The organism is Lentibacillus jeotgali, assembly GCF_000224785.1.
Lineage (GTDB): Bacteria > Bacillota > Bacilli > Bacillales > Amphibacillaceae > Lentibacillus > Lentibacillus jeotgali.
In genome coordinates this window covers 88,963-106,557 of record NZ_AGAV01000008.1, presented here as the reverse complement: position 1 = coordinate 106,557, position 17,595 = coordinate 88,963, and the positions used below count along the sequence as shown (strand labels likewise).

15 protein-coding genes are annotated in these 17,595 nt (G+C 44.6%); 1 reads left to right on the top strand and 14 read right to left on the bottom strand.

Annotated features, from left to right (window positions below):
* Window positions 1–54: 54 nt before the first annotated feature.
* The 4 genes from rpoZ to ON01_RS07860 all read right to left on the bottom strand — a co-directional run bounded on the left by rpoZ (window position 55) and on the right by ON01_RS07860 (window position 4,170).
* Window positions 55–255 carry a DNA-directed RNA polymerase subunit omega gene (gene rpoZ, locus ON01_RS07875; protein WP_010530485.1) on the bottom strand — a complete coding sequence of 67 codons (201 nt, stop codon included), beginning with the start codon at window positions 253–255 and terminating at the stop codon, window positions 55–57.
* Between the two features lies 1 nt (window position 256).
* On the bottom strand, window positions 257–871 hold the full coding sequence (gene gmk, locus ON01_RS07870; RefSeq protein WP_010530484.1) for a guanylate kinase: 615 nt from the start codon (window positions 869–871) through the stop codon (window positions 257–259).
* 11 nt (window positions 872–882) lie between these two features.
* Window positions 883–1,149, bottom strand: a complete 267-nt coding sequence (remA, locus tag ON01_RS07865) for an extracellular matrix/biofilm regulator RemA (RefSeq protein ID WP_010530483.1) — start codon at window positions 1,147–1,149, stop codon at window positions 883–885.
* A 366-nt stretch (window positions 1,150–1,515) separates the two neighbouring features.
* The gene (locus tag ON01_RS07860; protein ID WP_010530482.1) at window positions 1,516–4,170 is read right to left on the bottom strand and encodes a calcium-translocating P-type ATPase, SERCA-type; all 2,655 of its coding nucleotides are present in this window, start codon (window positions 4,168–4,170) and stop codon (window positions 1,516–1,518) included.
* 179 nt (window positions 4,171–4,349) lie between these two features.
* On the opposite strand from ON01_RS07860, the gene ON01_RS07855 reads away from it, so the two are divergent.
* Window positions 4,350–6,056 (top strand): Rqc2 family fibronectin-binding protein, encoded by a 1,707-nt coding sequence (locus tag ON01_RS07855; RefSeq protein ID WP_010530481.1) that lies wholly within the window; start codon window positions 4,350–4,352, stop codon window positions 6,054–6,056.
* A 506-nt stretch (window positions 6,057–6,562) separates the two neighbouring features.
* Here the strand turns inward: ON01_RS07855 and ON01_RS07850 are convergent.
* The 10 genes from ON01_RS07850 to ON01_RS07805 form a co-directional block, all read right to left on the bottom strand.
* Window positions 6,563–6,994 carry an organic hydroperoxide resistance protein gene (locus ON01_RS07850; RefSeq protein WP_010530480.1) on the bottom strand — a complete coding sequence of 144 codons (432 nt, stop codon included), beginning with the start codon at window positions 6,992–6,994 and terminating at the stop codon, window positions 6,563–6,565.
* Window positions 6,995–7,058: 64 nt separating this feature from the next.
* Entirely contained in the window at window positions 7,059–7,919 is an 861-nt protein-coding gene (locus ON01_RS07845) for a LysR family transcriptional regulator (RefSeq protein WP_010530479.1), read from the bottom strand.
* Window positions 7,920–8,074: 155 nt separating this feature from the next.
* A complete protein-coding gene (gene pyrE, locus ON01_RS07840; RefSeq protein WP_010530478.1) occupies window positions 8,075–8,689 on the bottom strand; it encodes an orotate phosphoribosyltransferase in 615 nt (204 codons plus the stop codon).
* Complete coding sequence (gene pyrF, locus ON01_RS07835; protein WP_010530477.1) at window positions 8,673–9,389, bottom strand: orotidine-5'-phosphate decarboxylase; 717 nt, start codon at window positions 9,387–9,389, stop codon at window positions 8,673–8,675. The genes pyrE and pyrF overlap by 17 nt, the downstream gene beginning before the upstream one ends.
* Window positions 9,389–10,300: a dihydroorotate dehydrogenase gene (locus tag ON01_RS07830; protein WP_010530476.1), complete on the bottom strand. Its 912-nt coding sequence runs from the start codon at window positions 10,298–10,300 to the stop codon at window positions 9,389–9,391. Before ON01_RS07830 ends, pyrF begins: the two co-directional genes overlap by 1 nt.
* Window positions 10,297–11,049, bottom strand: a complete 753-nt coding sequence (locus tag ON01_RS07825) for a dihydroorotate dehydrogenase electron transfer subunit (protein WP_010530475.1) — start codon at window positions 11,047–11,049, stop codon at window positions 10,297–10,299. The genes ON01_RS07830 and ON01_RS07825 overlap by 4 nt, the downstream gene beginning before the upstream one ends.
* A complete protein-coding gene (carB, locus tag ON01_RS07820; protein ID WP_010530474.1) occupies window positions 11,046–14,246 on the bottom strand; it encodes a carbamoyl-phosphate synthase large subunit in 3,201 nt (1,066 codons plus the stop codon). The genes ON01_RS07825 and carB overlap by 4 nt, the downstream gene beginning before the upstream one ends.
* Window positions 14,239–15,333, bottom strand: a complete 1,095-nt coding sequence (locus tag ON01_RS07815; RefSeq protein ID WP_010530473.1) for a carbamoyl phosphate synthase small subunit — start codon at window positions 15,331–15,333, stop codon at window positions 14,239–14,241. Before ON01_RS07815 ends, carB begins: the two co-directional genes overlap by 8 nt.
* A 67-nt stretch (window positions 15,334–15,400) precedes the next feature.
* Window positions 15,401–16,702, bottom strand: a complete 1,302-nt coding sequence (locus tag ON01_RS07810; protein WP_010530472.1) for a dihydroorotase — start codon at window positions 16,700–16,702, stop codon at window positions 15,401–15,403.
* Complete coding sequence (locus tag ON01_RS07805; protein ID WP_010530471.1) at window positions 16,662–17,585, bottom strand: aspartate carbamoyltransferase catalytic subunit; 924 nt, start codon at window positions 17,583–17,585, stop codon at window positions 16,662–16,664. The genes ON01_RS07810 and ON01_RS07805 overlap by 41 nt, the downstream gene beginning before the upstream one ends.
* Between the last annotated feature and the right edge of the window lie 10 nt (window positions 17,586–17,595).

Genomic DNA, 17,595 nt, shown 5'->3' with positions numbered 1-17,595 from the left:
CTACCTAAAACTTAGACCCCCGCATACGAACAAGAAAAGCGAGGGTCATCAGGATTACTTATCTTCTTTTACATACAGCTTTTCAGCCATAATTTCTTCAAGTGCCAGCCCTACATATTTATTCGATTGCGGGTCATCAACAAGCACGTTATTTGTTTCCCGGATTTGACGTGCCCGTTTGGCAGCAATTGTAACAAGTGTATACTTGGATTTTATTTTTGTCTGCAAATCATCAATGGACGGTTCGAGCATCATATTATTCATCCTCCAATAACTTTTTATATTGTTTTGCAATTCGCTCACGTTTGCAGTGCTCGCTCTGAATGATTGATTGAACCTTGGTGACGGCAGCATCAACATCATCATTGACGACGACATAATCATAGGCGTCCATCATGTCAATCTCGTTCTGAGCTTCTTTCAGCCGCTTAAGCACCAACTCCTGTGATTCCGTACCCCTTTCGACAATGCGGTTTTTTAATTCTTCCAGACTGGGAGGGAACAAGAAGATGAAAACACCTTCCGGAAAATTCTTCTTCACTTGCATGGCTCCCTGCACTTCAATCTCAAGAAATACGTCTTTACCATCCTGCAATGTATCTTCTACGTATTTACGCGGTGTCCCGTAATAATTATTGACAAAACGCGCATATTCCAAAAGTTGTCCGGCTTCGATCATCCGTTCAAATTCCTCATTTGTCTTGTAGAAATAATCGACGCCTTCTGATTCACCGGGGCGTATTTCCCTTGTAGTCATGGAAATTGAGTACTTAAGGTCGTTGGCACGCTCAAAAAGCTCCCGTCGAACAGTTCCTTTCCCTACGCCTGAAGGTCCGGATAAAACAAATAAAATGCCATTTTCATCAATCACAACGTTTCCTCCTAGTTATTCTCGTCTATGACTTCCTCATGACTGATTACACGCTGTCCGACAGTTTCCGGCTGCACAGCCGACAGGACAACATGATCGCTGTCGGTGATGATAACAGCACGAGTCCGCCGCCCATAAGTAGCATCCACCAATTTATTGTTGTCACGAGCTACTGTAATAATTCGCTTAATCGGTGCTGATTCCGGTGAAACGATCGAGATAACCCGGTTAGCCGAAACCACATTCCCGAACCCTATGTTAATTAACCGTAAACTCAAGCTAGTTCCCCCTTAGAATTCTGTCTGTTTTCATTAATAACTGGCGTTAATCTATAAGTATAATAAATCTATTATAGTGTAAATAAAAGCGAAAATACAACCATTTACTGTGTAATTTGGACTTATTCTTTCATTTTCTCTATATTACGACCTTATAGCGGGGATTTTAAAACAAAACGGCAACGCTCCCTATTCCCAGAATCTCATTATAACAAGTTGTCAGGCAAAATAAAAACCCTTCTCCGTAAGAAGGACCGTACCCCGCATCTCGTGGACAGTAAACTGTTCCTAAATGCCCGATTCTATTCAACTAAGAAATCAGTGGGGAAAAAACGCCCCACTGATTTAAGTTTCACTTTATCATATCTACTTTTTGCTAAAGCCGAACAGGACACTCGGCAGGAAGCTCAACGCAAGAACGAGCAGCCAGTCTCTTAGATTCAGGGCTGTTGTATGGAAAACGGGCTGCAAAGGTGCCCAGTAGATGACAACCAGTAATAGCAACACCGATGATAAAACCGCCAGAACCAGGTATTTATTTTCAAATGGGTTTCGTGCAAAAATCGAGTGTTCGCTCCGGCAGTCAAAAACATGAATCAGCTGTGCCATCACCAATGTAGTAAAGGCGATTGTCTGACCATAAATCAGATTATCCGGATTTCCCTGATAGGCAATCATAAACGCAACTAAGGCAGCTAGACCTATCACAATACCCCGACTGATAATCTTAAATCCTAGCCCTCTGGCGAAAACCCCCTCTTTCGGATTCCTAGGTCCGCGCTTCATCACATCATCTTCCGACTGATCCAGTCCAAGTGCCATAGCAGGAAGTCCGTCGGTCACAAGGTTAACCCAAAGGATCTGCACCGGTACAAGCGGCAGCGGCATGGCAAGCAGCATCGCAAACAGCATGACCAGAATCTCACCGACATTGGATGCCAGCAAATAGCGGATAAATTTACGGATATTTTCATAGATGTTTCGGCCTTCGATAATGGCTGATTTTATCGTAGCAAAATTATCATCCATCAAAATGAGCGAAGAAGCTTCCTTCGTTACATCTGTGCCGCTTTCGCCCATACTGATTCCAATGTCGCTCGCTTTAATCGCCGGAGCATCGTTGACACCATCACCTGTCATGGCGACGATGTGTCCTTGTTCCTGCAGTGCCTTCACGATTTTCAGCTTATGTTCAGGTGTTACTCTGGCAAAAACATAAACCTGATCAATCATATTCTGCAGTTCCGAAACAGACATATTGTTCAACTGATAACCATTAAGAACCATCCCATCTTCAGGAAGCAGGTTCAGTTCTGCTGCTATCGCCCGGGCGGTTTTTTCGTGATCACCGGTTATCATAACTGGCTTAATTCCGGCTTCCCGGCATTCTTCAATAGCTGTTTTTACCTCTTTTCTCGGTGGGTCCATCATCCCGTATAAACCGACGAGTGTCAGGTCTTTTTCCAGTGCCGCTGAATTCAAAGACTCATCTTTTGCAAGGGGTCTCATGGCAATCGCGAGTGTCCGCAGTGCTTTATCCGCCATGTTATTGACTGCCTGATCGATCCCCCGTTTTTCTTCAGATCGCATCAGTTTTCTTCCCTGCTCTTTCATGACATAATTCGAGCGGGGCAGTAAAACCTCCGGGGCTCCCTTTGTTATCAGAAAGCGCATATTATTATCATCTTCAACAACCATGCTCATTCGCTTCCGGTCGGAATCAAAAGGCAGTTCTTTAACAACATGATAATTATCGTGAAGCTGATGTGACAAACCCAATTTCCGTGCTGCAACCAGAAGCGCGCCATCCGTTGGGTCACCATCCACATAGCACTTCCCTTTCTTCGTCATTAACGATGCATTATTACAAAGCATTCCATATAAAAACATCGATTCCAGATTTGGAAAATTTCTGTCCACCGTATCGTTATTAAGATAAACATTCCCTTTTACATCATAGCCGTCACCTGTCACATATAACCATTTCCCATTCAGGAATACTTCTTTTACAGTCATTTGGTTTTCGGTCATGGTTCCGGTCTTATCCGAGCATATGACTGATGCACATCCAAGCGTTTCAACGGCGGACAGTTTCCGAACAATGGCTTTCTTCCTGATCATACGCTGAACGCCCAGTGACAATGCAACGGTTACAATAGCCGGCAAACCCTCCGGTATAGCGGCGACTGCAAGCGACACACCGGCGAGAAACATGTTATATACCGGGTGACCCTGATACACACCGGCAAGGACAACCAAAGCTGTCAGGAGCAGTGCAACAGCAATCAGGATTTTGCCCAGTTCAGCAAGTTTGTGTTCCAGTGGGGTCGTCGTTTTTTCCGTTTTGACCATAAGCGAGGCAATCTGCCCCATTACTGTATTCATTCCCGTTCCAACGACAATGCCTGTACCCGAGCCCCGCGTGACCAACGTGCTCATAAATCCCATATTGACTTGGTCCTGGGCATCGAGCTTGTCCCGTGTTATGCTTGTGGCATGTTTCATGACTGGAAGTGACTCGCCGGTAAGTGCGGATTCCTCTGTTTCCAGACTGCTGGATTGCGTTATTCGAATATCCGCCGGGATCCTGTCCCCGCTATTTAATCGTACAACATCCCCAACAACCACTTCCTGTGACGGTATCTTCACCCATTTGCCATCACGCAGAACGGCTGCAACCGGAGCTGACATTTCTTTTAATTTGGCAAGTGATTTCTCCGCCTTCTGCTCCTGAAAATACCCCAAAAAGCCATTAACCAGAACAATGATCATAATAGCTATTGCATCAACATACTCCCCAAGCATCCCAGCAATCAGGGTGGCAGCGAGCAGTATCAGCACCATAAAATCCTGAAATTGTTTAAGGAGAATCAGCCACTTTGACACATTTTTCCCGGATTCAAGCCGATTTGGCCCGTATTGCTTCTGCCGCTGCTCTGCTTGCTTATCTGTCAGCCCGTGTTTGGTTGTCACATGCAATTTTTGCTCGACCGCTTCGACATCCATCTGATACCATTTCATCCAGCATTCCCTCCAGATTCATCTTAGAAAACTTGTCCCATTGCAAGACCATCGGCAGCCTCCGTTGGTGCAAACTTTTCAACGTTATTCTGTATACCAATACCTATGCAGACTCCACCGGAAAAATGCTATAATAGATAGAAAAGCGTAAGCGCACGTATGTAGGAAGAGGTGGTTATATGCCATTTGATGGAATTGTTACCCGCGCAATAACAAACGAATTGAATGAAAAAATCATACCAGGAAAAATCGCAAAAATTTATCAGCCGACAGACACTGAACTTGTATTCACAATACGAAGCCACGGACAGAACCATTCACTTCTGTTATCAATACATCCCGTATATGCCCGACTGCACTTAACAGACGATTCATACAACAATCCAAAGGAACCGCCGATGTTCTGCATGCTACTCAGAAAGCATCTTTCAGGAGCTGTTGTCGAATCCATTAACCAGTACGGGATGGAACGGATAATGACGTTCACAGTTCAATCACGGAATGAGATCGGGGATGTTACAACCAAAAAGCTGGTCATCGAACTGATGAGTAAACACAGCAACGTCATGCTGGTTGATGGGGAAAAGGGGCATATTTTGGATAGCATGAAGCACATTTCCGCTTCCCAAAACCGTTATCGCACAATATTGCCCGGTTTTGACTACAAGCTTCCGCCAAGCCAGCATAAGTTAAGCCCACTGGAAATTGACAGTGATACATTTATCCGCAAAATGGACTTTAACGCAGGTAAAATAGGAAAACAAATAGTCCAAACATTGACCGGGATATCCCCCTTTATTGCCAACGAAGTCGTTCATCGGGCCAAATTGGGTGCCATTGAAGCCTATAAAGAAAAATTCGAACATCTGCAGGAAATGATCCAGGACGACCGATACACACCTGCCATTTACCGTAACGGCAAGGAAGATTTTCATGTACTGCCAATTTCGTATCATGACGGTGAGTCAGAATCGTTCACCGATACAAATACAATGCTTGATGCCTTTTATTCGGGCAAGGCCGAACGCGACCGGGTCAAACAGCAGGCAAAAGATCTGTATCAATTCATAAAAAATGAACGGGATAAAAATACCCGCAAGCTGAAAAAACACGAAAGGACGTTAAAGAAAGCAGAAAACGCGGTAACGTATCAACGGCTTGGAGAACTGGTGACAGCGAACATGCACCAAGTGAAACAGGGAGATGCAGAAGTAAACGTCATTGATTATTACGATCCTGACCAGAATGAAATCACAATAGCGCTAAATCCAAACAAGACACCAAGTGAAAACGCCCAAAGTTTTTTCAAAACCTATCAGAAATTGAAAACATCAAAAGAAAAAGTTCAAGAGGAGATAAAAAAAGCCAATAACGAAATTATTTATCTGGAACAATTGCTTCAGCAAATTGACACAGCACGCGAGTCTGATATCGGAGAAATCCGCGATGAACTACGTGAAGAAGGGTACTTAAAGAAACAAAAACAAGGAAAAAATAAAAAGAAAGCACCGAAGCCAAGCCCGGAAAATTTCATGGCATCGGACGGCACAGTTATCTTAGTCGGCAAAAATAATAAACAAAATGAGTATTTAACAATGAAACTGGCACATCGTGATGATACCTGGCTCCATACGAAGGATATACCCGGATCGCATGTGATCATCCGTTCAAAGGAGCCAAGCGACGATACCTTGCTAGAAGCGGCCCAGCTTGCCGCCTATTTCAGTAGATCACATCAATCATCGTCTGTCCCTGTTGATTACACGAAAGTAAAACATGTTAGGAAACCGAACGGTGCAAAACCCGGTTACGTGACTTATGACAGTCAGAAGACTTTATTTGTTACACCTGAAAAAGATACAGCGGCCAAATTAAAAAACGGGTGATCCGTACTAATGGATCATCCGTTTTTATAAATAAACTCTTTTCGTAAATATTGTTGCCTTTCATTCTTCAAATTGATATAAACTGCGACATAAACTAGGGATTTAGTGAGCATCTCTAACGACGCAGCTGGAATATACTCCCTTTCCGTGGGCTCACCACGAGCCTCCTCGCTCACAAAGAACGCTCGCTGTGGGGTCTCTTAGGCTCGCTGTCCCACAGGAGTCTCGCATATTCCAGCTGCTTGGTTTCATGGCTGAGAATATAAATTTTTTGATTATTAAGATGCCGTGAACAAAACTTAGCGGAGGAAATACACGGAGACTCCTGCGGGAGGAAAGGCCTCGGTGAGACCCCGCAGAACGGAGTTCGAGGAGGCTCACCAGCCGCCCGCGGAAAGCGAGGTGTATTTCCGAAGCGGTGTCACTCAACCATTATTTATTTGTGTCGCAATTTATGGGTTTACGTCAAAAACAACAATCTTGAACAAACAGCCTTTCATTCTTTTTTAGCTCGGTTTTTCAACTGCCTTAGGATTAAGCGTTACATCAATGTTACCGCGGGTTGCCTTCGAATACGGGCAAGCCTGATGTGCATCCTGAGCCAGTTCTTCTGCCTCTTCCGGATTTACCCCTTCAATTTCGATATTTAAGACAACCGAAATTTTAAATCCGTTATCTTCAGGATCCTTTAAAAAGCTGACTTCTGCAGTAGTTTCCGACTCAATCTTTTTATTCTGATTTGATGCAACAAGGTTAAGTGCTCCGTCATAGCATGCTGAATACGCTGCCGCAAACAACTGTTCCGGGTTGGAGCCCTTACTCTCTTTATCGTTTGCGGGGTTGACCAAATCTAAATCTATTAACCCATCAGCAGAACGTACATGTCCGTCACGTCCATTTTTAGCAGTAGCTTTTGAGGTAAAAATAACGTTGCTCATGTCTGATCACTCCTTTAAGTATAATGTATAAAGAGTATTCCTTTTCTCTCAGCAGTTTAAACACTTAAAGGAACTTTTTATCGAGAATTGCTGATAAGAATTGATCAACTTGCGGCAATTTGCGTACACCCTCCTGATAACAAATCCATGTATCTCGCGTAACAGGATTACCGTTCAACTGGAGCGGAATATGCGGATATTCACCCATCATACCCTTCGAAACACTCTTAGGAAGTACAGCCATACCCAACCCTTGTTCCATGAATTGCTTGCACGTTTCAATTTGATCAACATGAAGCATTTTAATCGGTTTGATTTGATCTTGATGGTGATAAAGCCAGTTATCAACAAGTTCGTGCATACTGTCATCGCTTTTGAATGAAATAAGTGGCCGTTCTTTTACTTTATTTTTTGGAAACGGCTCTGTATCGAACATATATAAAGGATCCTCAAATAATAATTCGCTTACTGTTTCTTTTAACTTTTCTCCGCGAATAATGCACACATGATAGTTTTTATGTTCACGTTTAATATCTTCACTGATACCTGTGACCAGGTCAATCGCTACTTTTGGGTACGCATTTGTATAATCACCAAGAATTGACGGCAGAAATCGCTGACTGACCAATGATGAACACGCAATCGACAAAGAGCCCTGAACCTCCCCGCTGGACTGTGCGAGTGAATTTTTAATCGCTTTTTCCGCCTTGATGACGTTACTGGCGTGTTCCATGATCATTTCGCCGGCCGGGGTAAGCACCAAACTCTTTGATGTTCTAATAAAGACTGGCTCGCCAAAATATTCCTCAATATATTTCAAACGCTGGGTCACAGCAGGCTGGGATATAAGAATCGCCTTCGCTGTACCGCGGATGGTGCCAATTTCATTGAGTTTCAGCAGTAATTCATAGTCATCTATTTTCATAATGATACCTCGTTGATAATTAATGGTTATATACTTTTATTATACTGTATCATTTTAATTATTGCCATATTGTACGGACAGAAATAAGCGGATATGAATGATAAGGGATTTGACATAACTAAATAACAATCAATTCTAAAAACGAACAAATGTGATTAAATGTGATGACGGCATTCTTCCAATTTTTTTAGCTCTGCTTCACTGATCGTTCCATCTTCGGATAATAATTTCAAGATTTCTTCATAATCAGTAATTGTCTGGTATTCAAATTGTGCTTCCTTGAATTGCTGTTCCGCTTTTTCAAGTTCATATGTAAAAATAGCAAGTACACCAAGCACCTCAGCGCCTTCTCGTTCTAGTACGGTCGCGGTTTCAATTGATGAGCTGCCTGTTGATATCAGGTCTTCAATAACAACAACACGCTGTCCTGTTTCAAGCTTGCCTTCAATTTGATTTCCTTTGCCGTGGCCTTTTGGCTTGGACCGAACATAAACCATTGGCAGGTTAAGCTTTTCGGCGATCCAGGCAGCATGCGGAATGCCGGCAGTTGCGCAGCCGGCGATAACATCGGGCCGCCACTTCGCCTGGTTAAGCAGCTCTACAAATGCTTCTGCAATTTTATTCCGCAGATTGGGGTATGACATTGTCAACCGGTTATCACAGTAGATAGGTGATTTAGTTCCAGATGTCCAGGTGAAATAATCGTCAGGACTGATCTGCACAGCCTTAATGTTGAGCAGCTCTCTTGCTATGTTATGACTTACCCCCATACAACCACTCCTTTTTCACTTTTTCATACTTGGCTTTTGGATTATCGGCGTTTGTAACAGTCCGTCCTGCAACAATCATATCTGCCCCATTCTTACGAGCAAACGTCGGCGTTGCAATACGCTTTTGATCATCCTCAGCTGATTCAGTCAGCCGTATCCCCGGCGTTACGGTTAAGAATGATTTGCCGCACACGTTCTTAATTTCCCCTGCTTCGTGTACCGAGCAGACAACACCATCCGCCCCGCTTTGTGAAGCGAGGCCGGATAAATGCACAGTATGATCCCGCAGGCCGCCTTGTATGCCCAGTTCATGGTTCATGACGTGATAATCCATTGATGTCAGCATGGTCACGGCAATCAATTTTGGAACGCGACCAACTGATGAACCAGCCATTAACCCCTCTTTTGCCTGCTTAATCATATCACTGCCGCCAAGCGCATGAATATTTATCATATCGACGCCGAGTCCGGCAAGATTTTTCATACTTCGTTTAACAGTTGTTGGGATGTCGTGAAGTTTCAGATCAAGAAAAACGTCATGATTATTTTGTTTCAACGAATCAATCAAACGAGGACCTTCGCGGTAAAAAAGTTCCATACCCACTTTTACAGGGACACCTTGAAAATGGTTCCGTTCGATAAAATCCTTTGCTTCCTGCCATACTGGAAAGTCCAATGCCAGAAATACTTTTCCCATCACTATACATGCCCCTTTCCGACAGCACCTGTCACTGAATCAAGTCCATACTGCTGCAGAACATCCGGTAAATCTTCAATGATTTCCGGGCAAGCATATGGATTTTGAAAATTAGCTGTTCCGACAGCTACTACGCTCGCCCCCGCCAGCAGGAATTCCAAAACGTCTTCAGCCGTTGAAATGCCGCCCATGCCAATAATTGGAATTGACACATGCTGCTTCACCTCATAAATCATGCGGATTGCAATTGGTTTAATAGCACCGCCGGACATTCCGCCCGTTTTATTGGCCAGTAATGGTCTCCGGCTGGAGAGATTAATTTGCATCCCGGTTATCGTATTGATCATGGACAGGCCATCCGCTCCTGCTTCTTCAACCGCTTTGGCCATACCTACAATGTCTGCTACGTTGGGCGACAACTTGACATAAACCGGCAGATGACTGACGGCTTTAACCCTTTCAGTTACGTCGGCTGCCATATGAGGGTCGGTTCCAAACTGGATACCGCCTTCTTTCACATTCGGACAGGAAATATTTAATTCCAGCGCCTTCACAGGCTCTACATTGTTGAATGTTGAAGCTACTGTCATATATTCTTCAACTGTGCTTCCAGCAACATTGGCAATAATCGGCATATCATGTTCAGCAAGGAAAGGAACTTCATGCGCTATAATTTCTTCCACGCCGGGGTTTTGCAGTCCGATAGCGTTGAGCATGCCGGAGGGTGTTTCGGCTACGCGTGGTGTTTTATTTCCGTAGCGCACCTTACCCGTTGCGGCCTTCATAACCACTGCACCAAGCTGATTCAGATCATAAAATTCTCGATACTCCCTGCCAAACCCAAAACACCCTGATGCAGGCATGACCGGATTTTTTAAGTTTAAGCCGGGCAGGTCAACAGCCAGCTGTGTCATAACATCACCTCATCTGCTGCAAAAACCGGACCGTCGGAACAAATCTTGCGGTATCCTCCTTCAGAACCCGCGGGAATGACACAGGCAAGGCAAGCGCCAACCCCGCATCCCAAACGTTCTTCAAGTGAAATAGAACCTGAATATTTTCCCAGCTTATTTGTGACAGACTGGAGCATCGGAATTGGACCACAGGAAAAATAATGGTCAAAGTCTCCAATATTATCCAACACATCCGTGGCAAAGCCCCGAAATCCGTAACTGCCGTCATCGGTCACAATGTATGTTTTTCCGATCTCGCGGAACTTTTCTTCATAAAAAATGTGTTTATCTGTTTGAAAACCAAGAAAAGATTTAACCTGTACTCCATATTGTCTGAGTTCTTTACCCAGATAATATAAAGGGGGGATGCCAATGCCTCCACCGACCAGCAACACTGTGTTCATGGATGCATCATAGATGAAACCATTCCCGGCCGGACCGATAGCACTTACATTCATGCCAGCCTGACAGGAAGCTAATCGTTTGGTTCCGTCGCCAATCCATTTAAACAGAATCGTAACCGTTCCCCTATTACTGTCGATATTCGCTATGGAGATTGGCCTTCTGAGTGTATGCCCATCCACAAGCAAATGCAAAAACTGGCCTGGTACAGCCGCTTTCGCGATAAAAGCATTCTCCAGTGTCATTTCAAACGTATCCAGGGCAATTTCCTCCACGGATTTTACCATCATCTCCACACGCTTTTTCATATTAAAACCGCCTGTTTATCTACCATCGGTTGTGCGCTGAATGTTGTAGCATCAATCACATTCAATATCGCCCCCGCTGTATCGAGGTTTGTCAAGCACGCGATGCCATGCTCCACTGATTCACGCCGAATCACAAATCCGTCAGAACGCGGCTTTTTGCCCGAGGTCAGTGTATTCACTACAATCTGGACATCGCCGTTTTCAATAACGGACAGCACGTTTTGTTCTGAAGATCCGATTTTCCCGACCTGTGTAACGGGAATACCCGCTTTATCCATATAATCCGCCGTCCCTTCCGTAGCATAAAGTTGAAAACCAAGCCGGTAAAACCGTTCAGCAATCCCAAGCGTCTCTGCTTTATCTTTATCCGCTACAGTCAGAAGTACAGCACCTTCCTGAGGAACGGACAGCCCGGCAGCAATTAAACCTTTGTACAGCGCTTTTTCCAATGTTTTGTCATGACCGATTGCCTCACCTGTTGATTTCATTTCAGGCCCCAGTATGGTGTCAACACTGCGCAGTTTTTCAAATGAGAAGACGGGTACTTTGACTGAGACAGTATCGTTTTCAGGCAAAATTCCAGATGCGTATCCCATTTCCGGTAACGTCTCCCCTAAAATGCATCGTGTCGCCAGATTGGCCATCGTGACACCAGTTATTTTACTCAGAAATGGAATCGTTCTGCTCGCACGCGGATTTACTTCAAGCACATAAACGTCGTCATCCCTTACGATGAATTGAATATTGATAAGCCCTTTCACACGCATCTCACGGGCTATTTTTTCCGTGGCCTCCATACATTTCTGCTTCACAGCATCACTGAGCCGCTGCGGCGGATAGACGGCTATGGAATCGCCAGAATGAACACCTGCCCGCTCAATATGCTCCATAATCCCCGGCACGATTACCGTTTCGCCATCACTGATGGCATCAACTTCCACTTCAATGCCCGTTATATACTTATCAATCAGAATGGGGTGTGCATCATCCGCTCCATTTGATTTAGCCAAATAGTGATGAAGCTCATCATCATCATAAACGATTTCCATACGGCTGCCGCCAATGACATATGAAGGTCTTACCAGTACAGGATAACCAATATTATGCACCGCTTCCTCGGCCTGATCAAGTTTCGGTACAGCTTTTCCTTGTGGGCGCAGTAAGTTCAAATCGCTTAGAAGCTGTTCGAACAGATCCCGGTCTTCTGCTTTGTCTATTGCCACCACGTCAGTCCCCAATATCTTAACACCCCGGCGCTCAAGCCCATCCGCCAGATTGATGGCTGTCTGGCCGCCAAACTGCACAATCACCCCTTCAGGCTGTTCAAGATTAATAACATGCATAACATCTTCGAGTGTGAGCGGTTCGAAATAAAGCTTATCTGAAATACTGAAATCGGTTGAGACCGTTTCGGGATTATTATTCATAATAATTGCTTCATAGCCCATCTCTTTGATTGCCAATACAGAATGGACGGTCGCATAATCAAATTCAATTCCCTGACCGATCCGTATCGGTCCTGATCCCAGAACAAGTATTTTCTTCCGGCCGGATTTTAAGGACTCGTTTTCATCCTCATAGCTGCTGTAAAAATAAGGCGTTTCAGATTCAAATTCCGCCGCACATGTGTCGACCATTTTATAAACGGGCTCGATGTTATGTTTCGTACGTAATTCATAGATGTCATCAACGGTGGTATCCCAGATCCGTGCAATATGAGCATCTGATAGCCCTGAAATCTTTGCTTCTGTTAGATCTTCTGGCTGAAATCTGTTTTCAGCTAATCTTGTCTCCAGTGCAATCAGCTGTTCAATTTTAACTAAATAGAATCGGTCTATTTTTGTCAGCTGCCATACCTCGTCAACCGTTAATCCCCGGCGAAAGACTTCAGCCAGGACGAACAGCCGCTCATCATCCGCTTTTTGCAGACGGTTATTCAGCTCCTCAATAGATGCTTCTGCCAAATCCGGCAACCACAGCTCTTCTGTTCCGACATCAAGTGACCGAACACCTTTTAAAAGTGATTCCTCGAAATTTCGGCCAATTGCCATAACCTCGCCGGTTGCTTTCATTTGTGTACCGAGATGCCTGTTGCCGTTCACAAATTTATCAAACGGGAAGCGCGGGATTTTCGTAACCACGTAATCGAGAGCTGGTTCAAAGCAGGCGTACGTTGTGCCTGTAATGGGATTGATGATCTCGTCCAGCGTTAAGCCAGCTGCAATTTTAGCCGCCATTTTGGCAATCGGATAGCCCGTAGCTTTGGACGCAAGCGCGGAAGATCTGCTTACCCGCGGATTTACTTCAATCACATAGTAGGTAAAACTGTCAGGGTCAAGCGCCAGCTGAACATTACATCCGCCCTCGATATCCAGTGCCCTGATAATTTTCAGCGAGGCGTTCCTTAACAGCTGATATTCTCTGTCACTAAGTGTTTGAGATGGTGCTACAACAATCGAATCACCGGTATGAATGCCTACCGGATCAACATTTTCCATATTGCAGACCACAATCGCCTGGTCATGCTTATCGCGCATCACTTCATATTCGATTTCTTTGAATCCGGCTATGTTTTTTTCGATTAAACATTGATGTACAGGGGAAAGCGCCAATCCGTTACGGGTAATCTCCTTTAATTCGGACTCGTTATAGCACATACCGCCGCCGGTTCCGCCCAGCGTGTAGGCAGGACGAACGATTACCGGATAACCGATGTCACCCGCAAAATCACACGCCCCTTCAACAGAATGTACAATCTGGCTGTCCGGGAAAGGTTCATTGAGTTCCTCCAACAGGGAACGGAATTTTTCCCGGTCTTCCGCCTGCTCAATGGCATTGAGCGGTGTTCCCAGCATTTCGACATCATGTTCACCAAGAATTCCCGTTTGTTCCAGTTCCACGGCCAGATTGAGGGCCGTTTGCCCGCCAAGTGTCGGGAGGATCGCGTCGGGCTGTTCTTTCCGGATTATTTTAGTCAAAAAGCCAACCGTCAAAGGTTCCATATAAATTTGGTCTGCTACTGTCACATCTGTCATAATCGTCGCCGGGTTGGAGTTGGCCAAGACAACTGTATAGCCTTCTTCTTTCAATGCCTGACATGCCTGCGATCCGGAATAATCAAATTCAGCAGCCTGTCCGATGACAATCGGTCCTGATCCAATAACGAGAACTTTATTAATGCTGGTATTTTTAGGCATATACATTCTCCTTCTGTCTAAATTCTGAAATCATCTGAAGAAACTCGTCGAATAATTGTGGTGTATCCTCAGGCCCTGGTGAGCTTTCCGGATGATATTGAACCGAAAAGGCCGGATATGTTAGGTGTCTGATTCCTTCCACCGAATTATCGTTCAGGGAAAACTGGATTAAATCCAGATCTGTCCCAATCAAAGAATCATGAGTGACCGCATAGCTGTGATTTTGTGACGTCATAAATGTTTTATTTTTTTCCGTATCCTTAACCGGCTGATTGACACCGCGATGTCCAAACGCCATTTTCTTCGTGTCCGCGCCACAGGCAAGTGCAAACAGCTGATGTCCAAGACAAATGCCAAACAGCGGAATTTTTCCCAATACGGTTTGAACCATCTCAATCGATTCAGGAACATTTTTCGGATCACCCGGTCCATTTGTCAGCATAATACCATCAGGCTTTAGGCGTAAAATGTCTCCAGCACTGTAATTATATGGAACAACCGTCACATGACAATCCCGTTTCGTCAATTCGCGCAGGATGCTATGTTTCATGCCAAAATCGACTAACACAATACGTTTGCCCCGTCCAGGTACAACGTAGGGCTTAATGGTTGACGTTTGGTTAACCTGATCGGTTTGGTCAGGCAGACCTTTAAGGCTTTCGATGAGCTCCTCCGCTGGCATACCAGCATCCGCCATTATGGCTTTCATTGTTCCATGCTTACGGATGATTTTGGTCAGCTTTCGTGTATCAAGTCCTGATATCCCGGGAATTCCGTTTGCTTTCAAATAATCGTGTAATGTTTCATCACTGCGAAAGTTTGATGGAAATTCACTGAATTCCTTGACGATCAACCCGTGAATAAAAGGCGTTACCGTTTCAAAATCATCCCGGTTAATCCCGTAGTTTCCGATGAGCGGGTAAGTCATAACAACCATCTGACCACAATAAGACGGATCCGTTATAACCTCCTGATAGCCGGTCATACCGGTATTGAAAACAACCTCACCTGTTGCGCTGATATCAGCGCCAAACCCTTCACCGGTAAAAATGGTACTATCTTCAAGAATAAGCTGGCGTTCAGCCATATGATGACGCCTCCTTGACTTTTTTATATGATTTTATTAGTCTAGTTTATTTGTATAATTATAAACATTAATTAATATGTATACAATCTGTTTCCCGACTGCTTCTGTATACGATTTTTCCCTCTGCAATGGTTACTAGTGGGATCCCCTGTACCTGCCAGCCATGAAAAGGTGTGTTTCTCCCCATTGAATAAAAGGTTTGCTTATCAAAACAGACGTTTTTATTCAAATCCACGATCGTCAAATCCGCTATTGCACCTTCCTGCAGCACGCCATAAGACAGTTGAAAAATAGTAGCCGGTTTCACAGTCAGCCAGCTGATTAATTGTTCCAGTGTTACTTTTTTCGTGCGCACCAGATATGTATAAAGTAGTGGAAAGGCAGTTTCCAGACCGACAATCCCAAATGGCGCATTTAAAAACCCATTTTCTTTTTCTGCTTCTGCATGTGGTGCATGGTCAGTTGCAATTAAATCAATGGTTCCATCCATTAAGCCTTCCAATAACGCTTCCTGATCTTCAGTGCTGCGCAATGGCGGATTCATTTTAAAATTGGCATCATCGTCCTGAATCGCATCTTCATTCAATAACAGATGGTGCGGGGTCACTTCAGCAGTGACATGTATACCCGCCTGTTTGGCATCACGAATAATCCGTACCGATTCCTTTGTGCTCACATGGCAAACATGATAATGGCAACCAGCTGCTTCAGCCAACAGCACATCCCGGGCAATTTGCACCGATTCACTTAATGAAGAAATCCCCGGTAATCTGAGACGTTCACTTATCTTACCATTGTGAACAACACCGCCGTATACGAGTGAATTATCTTCGCAGTGCGCAACAACGGGCTTGCCATTAGCTGCAGCTGCACGCATTGCCCGCAGCATGAAATCAGCTGTCTGGATGCCCACACCATCATCTGTAAATGCAAATGCACCCGCCTCAGCAAGGCTTGATATGCCGGTCAGTTCCTCACCTTTTAAATTTTTCGTGATCGATGCGTATGGAAGCACACGTACATAGGCATCTTCATTAATTTTATCCAGTAATGCCTGAAGTGCTTCCGTATCATCAGGCACGGGATTTGTATTCGGCATTGCACATATCGTTGTAAAGCCGCCGCGTGCTGCTGCTTTCGTCCCGGTTTTAATCGTCTCCTTATGTTCTCCCCCCGGTTCGCGCAAATGGACATGAACATCGACGAAACCCGGGAATACCATATGGTGTTTACAATCAATCAGTTTATCAGTCTCTTCATTGATATCAGCTGCTATTTTGCTGATTCTTCCCTTCTCTATTAAAATGTCACAATGCTCTGTTTCATTATCACGTAGCAATTGTCTGGTATTTTTCAGTAAAATTTTCATGACCGGCCCCCCATTCATTTAACAAGATTGATATAATGGCCATTCGGGTGTGAACACCGTTTTCCATTTGTTTGAAAATCCTTGAGCGATCGCATTCTACTAATCTGGTATCAATTTCAACACCACGATTAACGGGAGCCGGATGAAGTACAATGGCATGATCCCGCATTCGCCGCTCACGCTCCATCGTGAGGCCATAATCACCCAGATATGACGTCGTTCGATAGGATACTTGAGCATGGCGTTCATGCTGGATTCTGAGCAGCATCAGCACATCGCACATATCACATGCCTCATCCATTGACACGTACGGAATATCGAATGAATCATCTTCAAATCCGGGTGCTGCTGCAAAACTCACATTAGCACCCAGGGTCGTCAGTGCATAAGCATTGGAACGTGCCACCCGACTGTGCTTAATATCACCTGCTATAACTACATTCAAACCTTCAAATGAACCGAATTCCTGATAGATTGTCAACAGATCAAGCATTGATTGAGTCGGATGCTCTCCTTTCCCTGCACCGGCATTGATGATCGGGACTGATATTCTTCCGGCCAATTCATCATACCAATGGTCATACGCATGCCGGACAATCAGGAGATCCGCCCCGATCGCTTCATACGTGCGTACCGTATCATAAAGTGATTCGCCTTTAGTCATACTGGAACTTTCCATCTGAAAATCGAGGGTTTCCATCCCCAGCCTCTTTTCGGCAACCTGAAAACTCGTTTTTGTCCGTGTGCTCACTTCAAAAAACAAATTCGCTGCAAATCTTTCGCTTCGTATTGATTCCGGTTTTTTCCGCATTGCCTCAGCTGTCTCCAGAATGCTATAAATCGAGTCACTCGAAAGTTCACGTGTTGATAAAAATTCCCGCATCATTCATCAT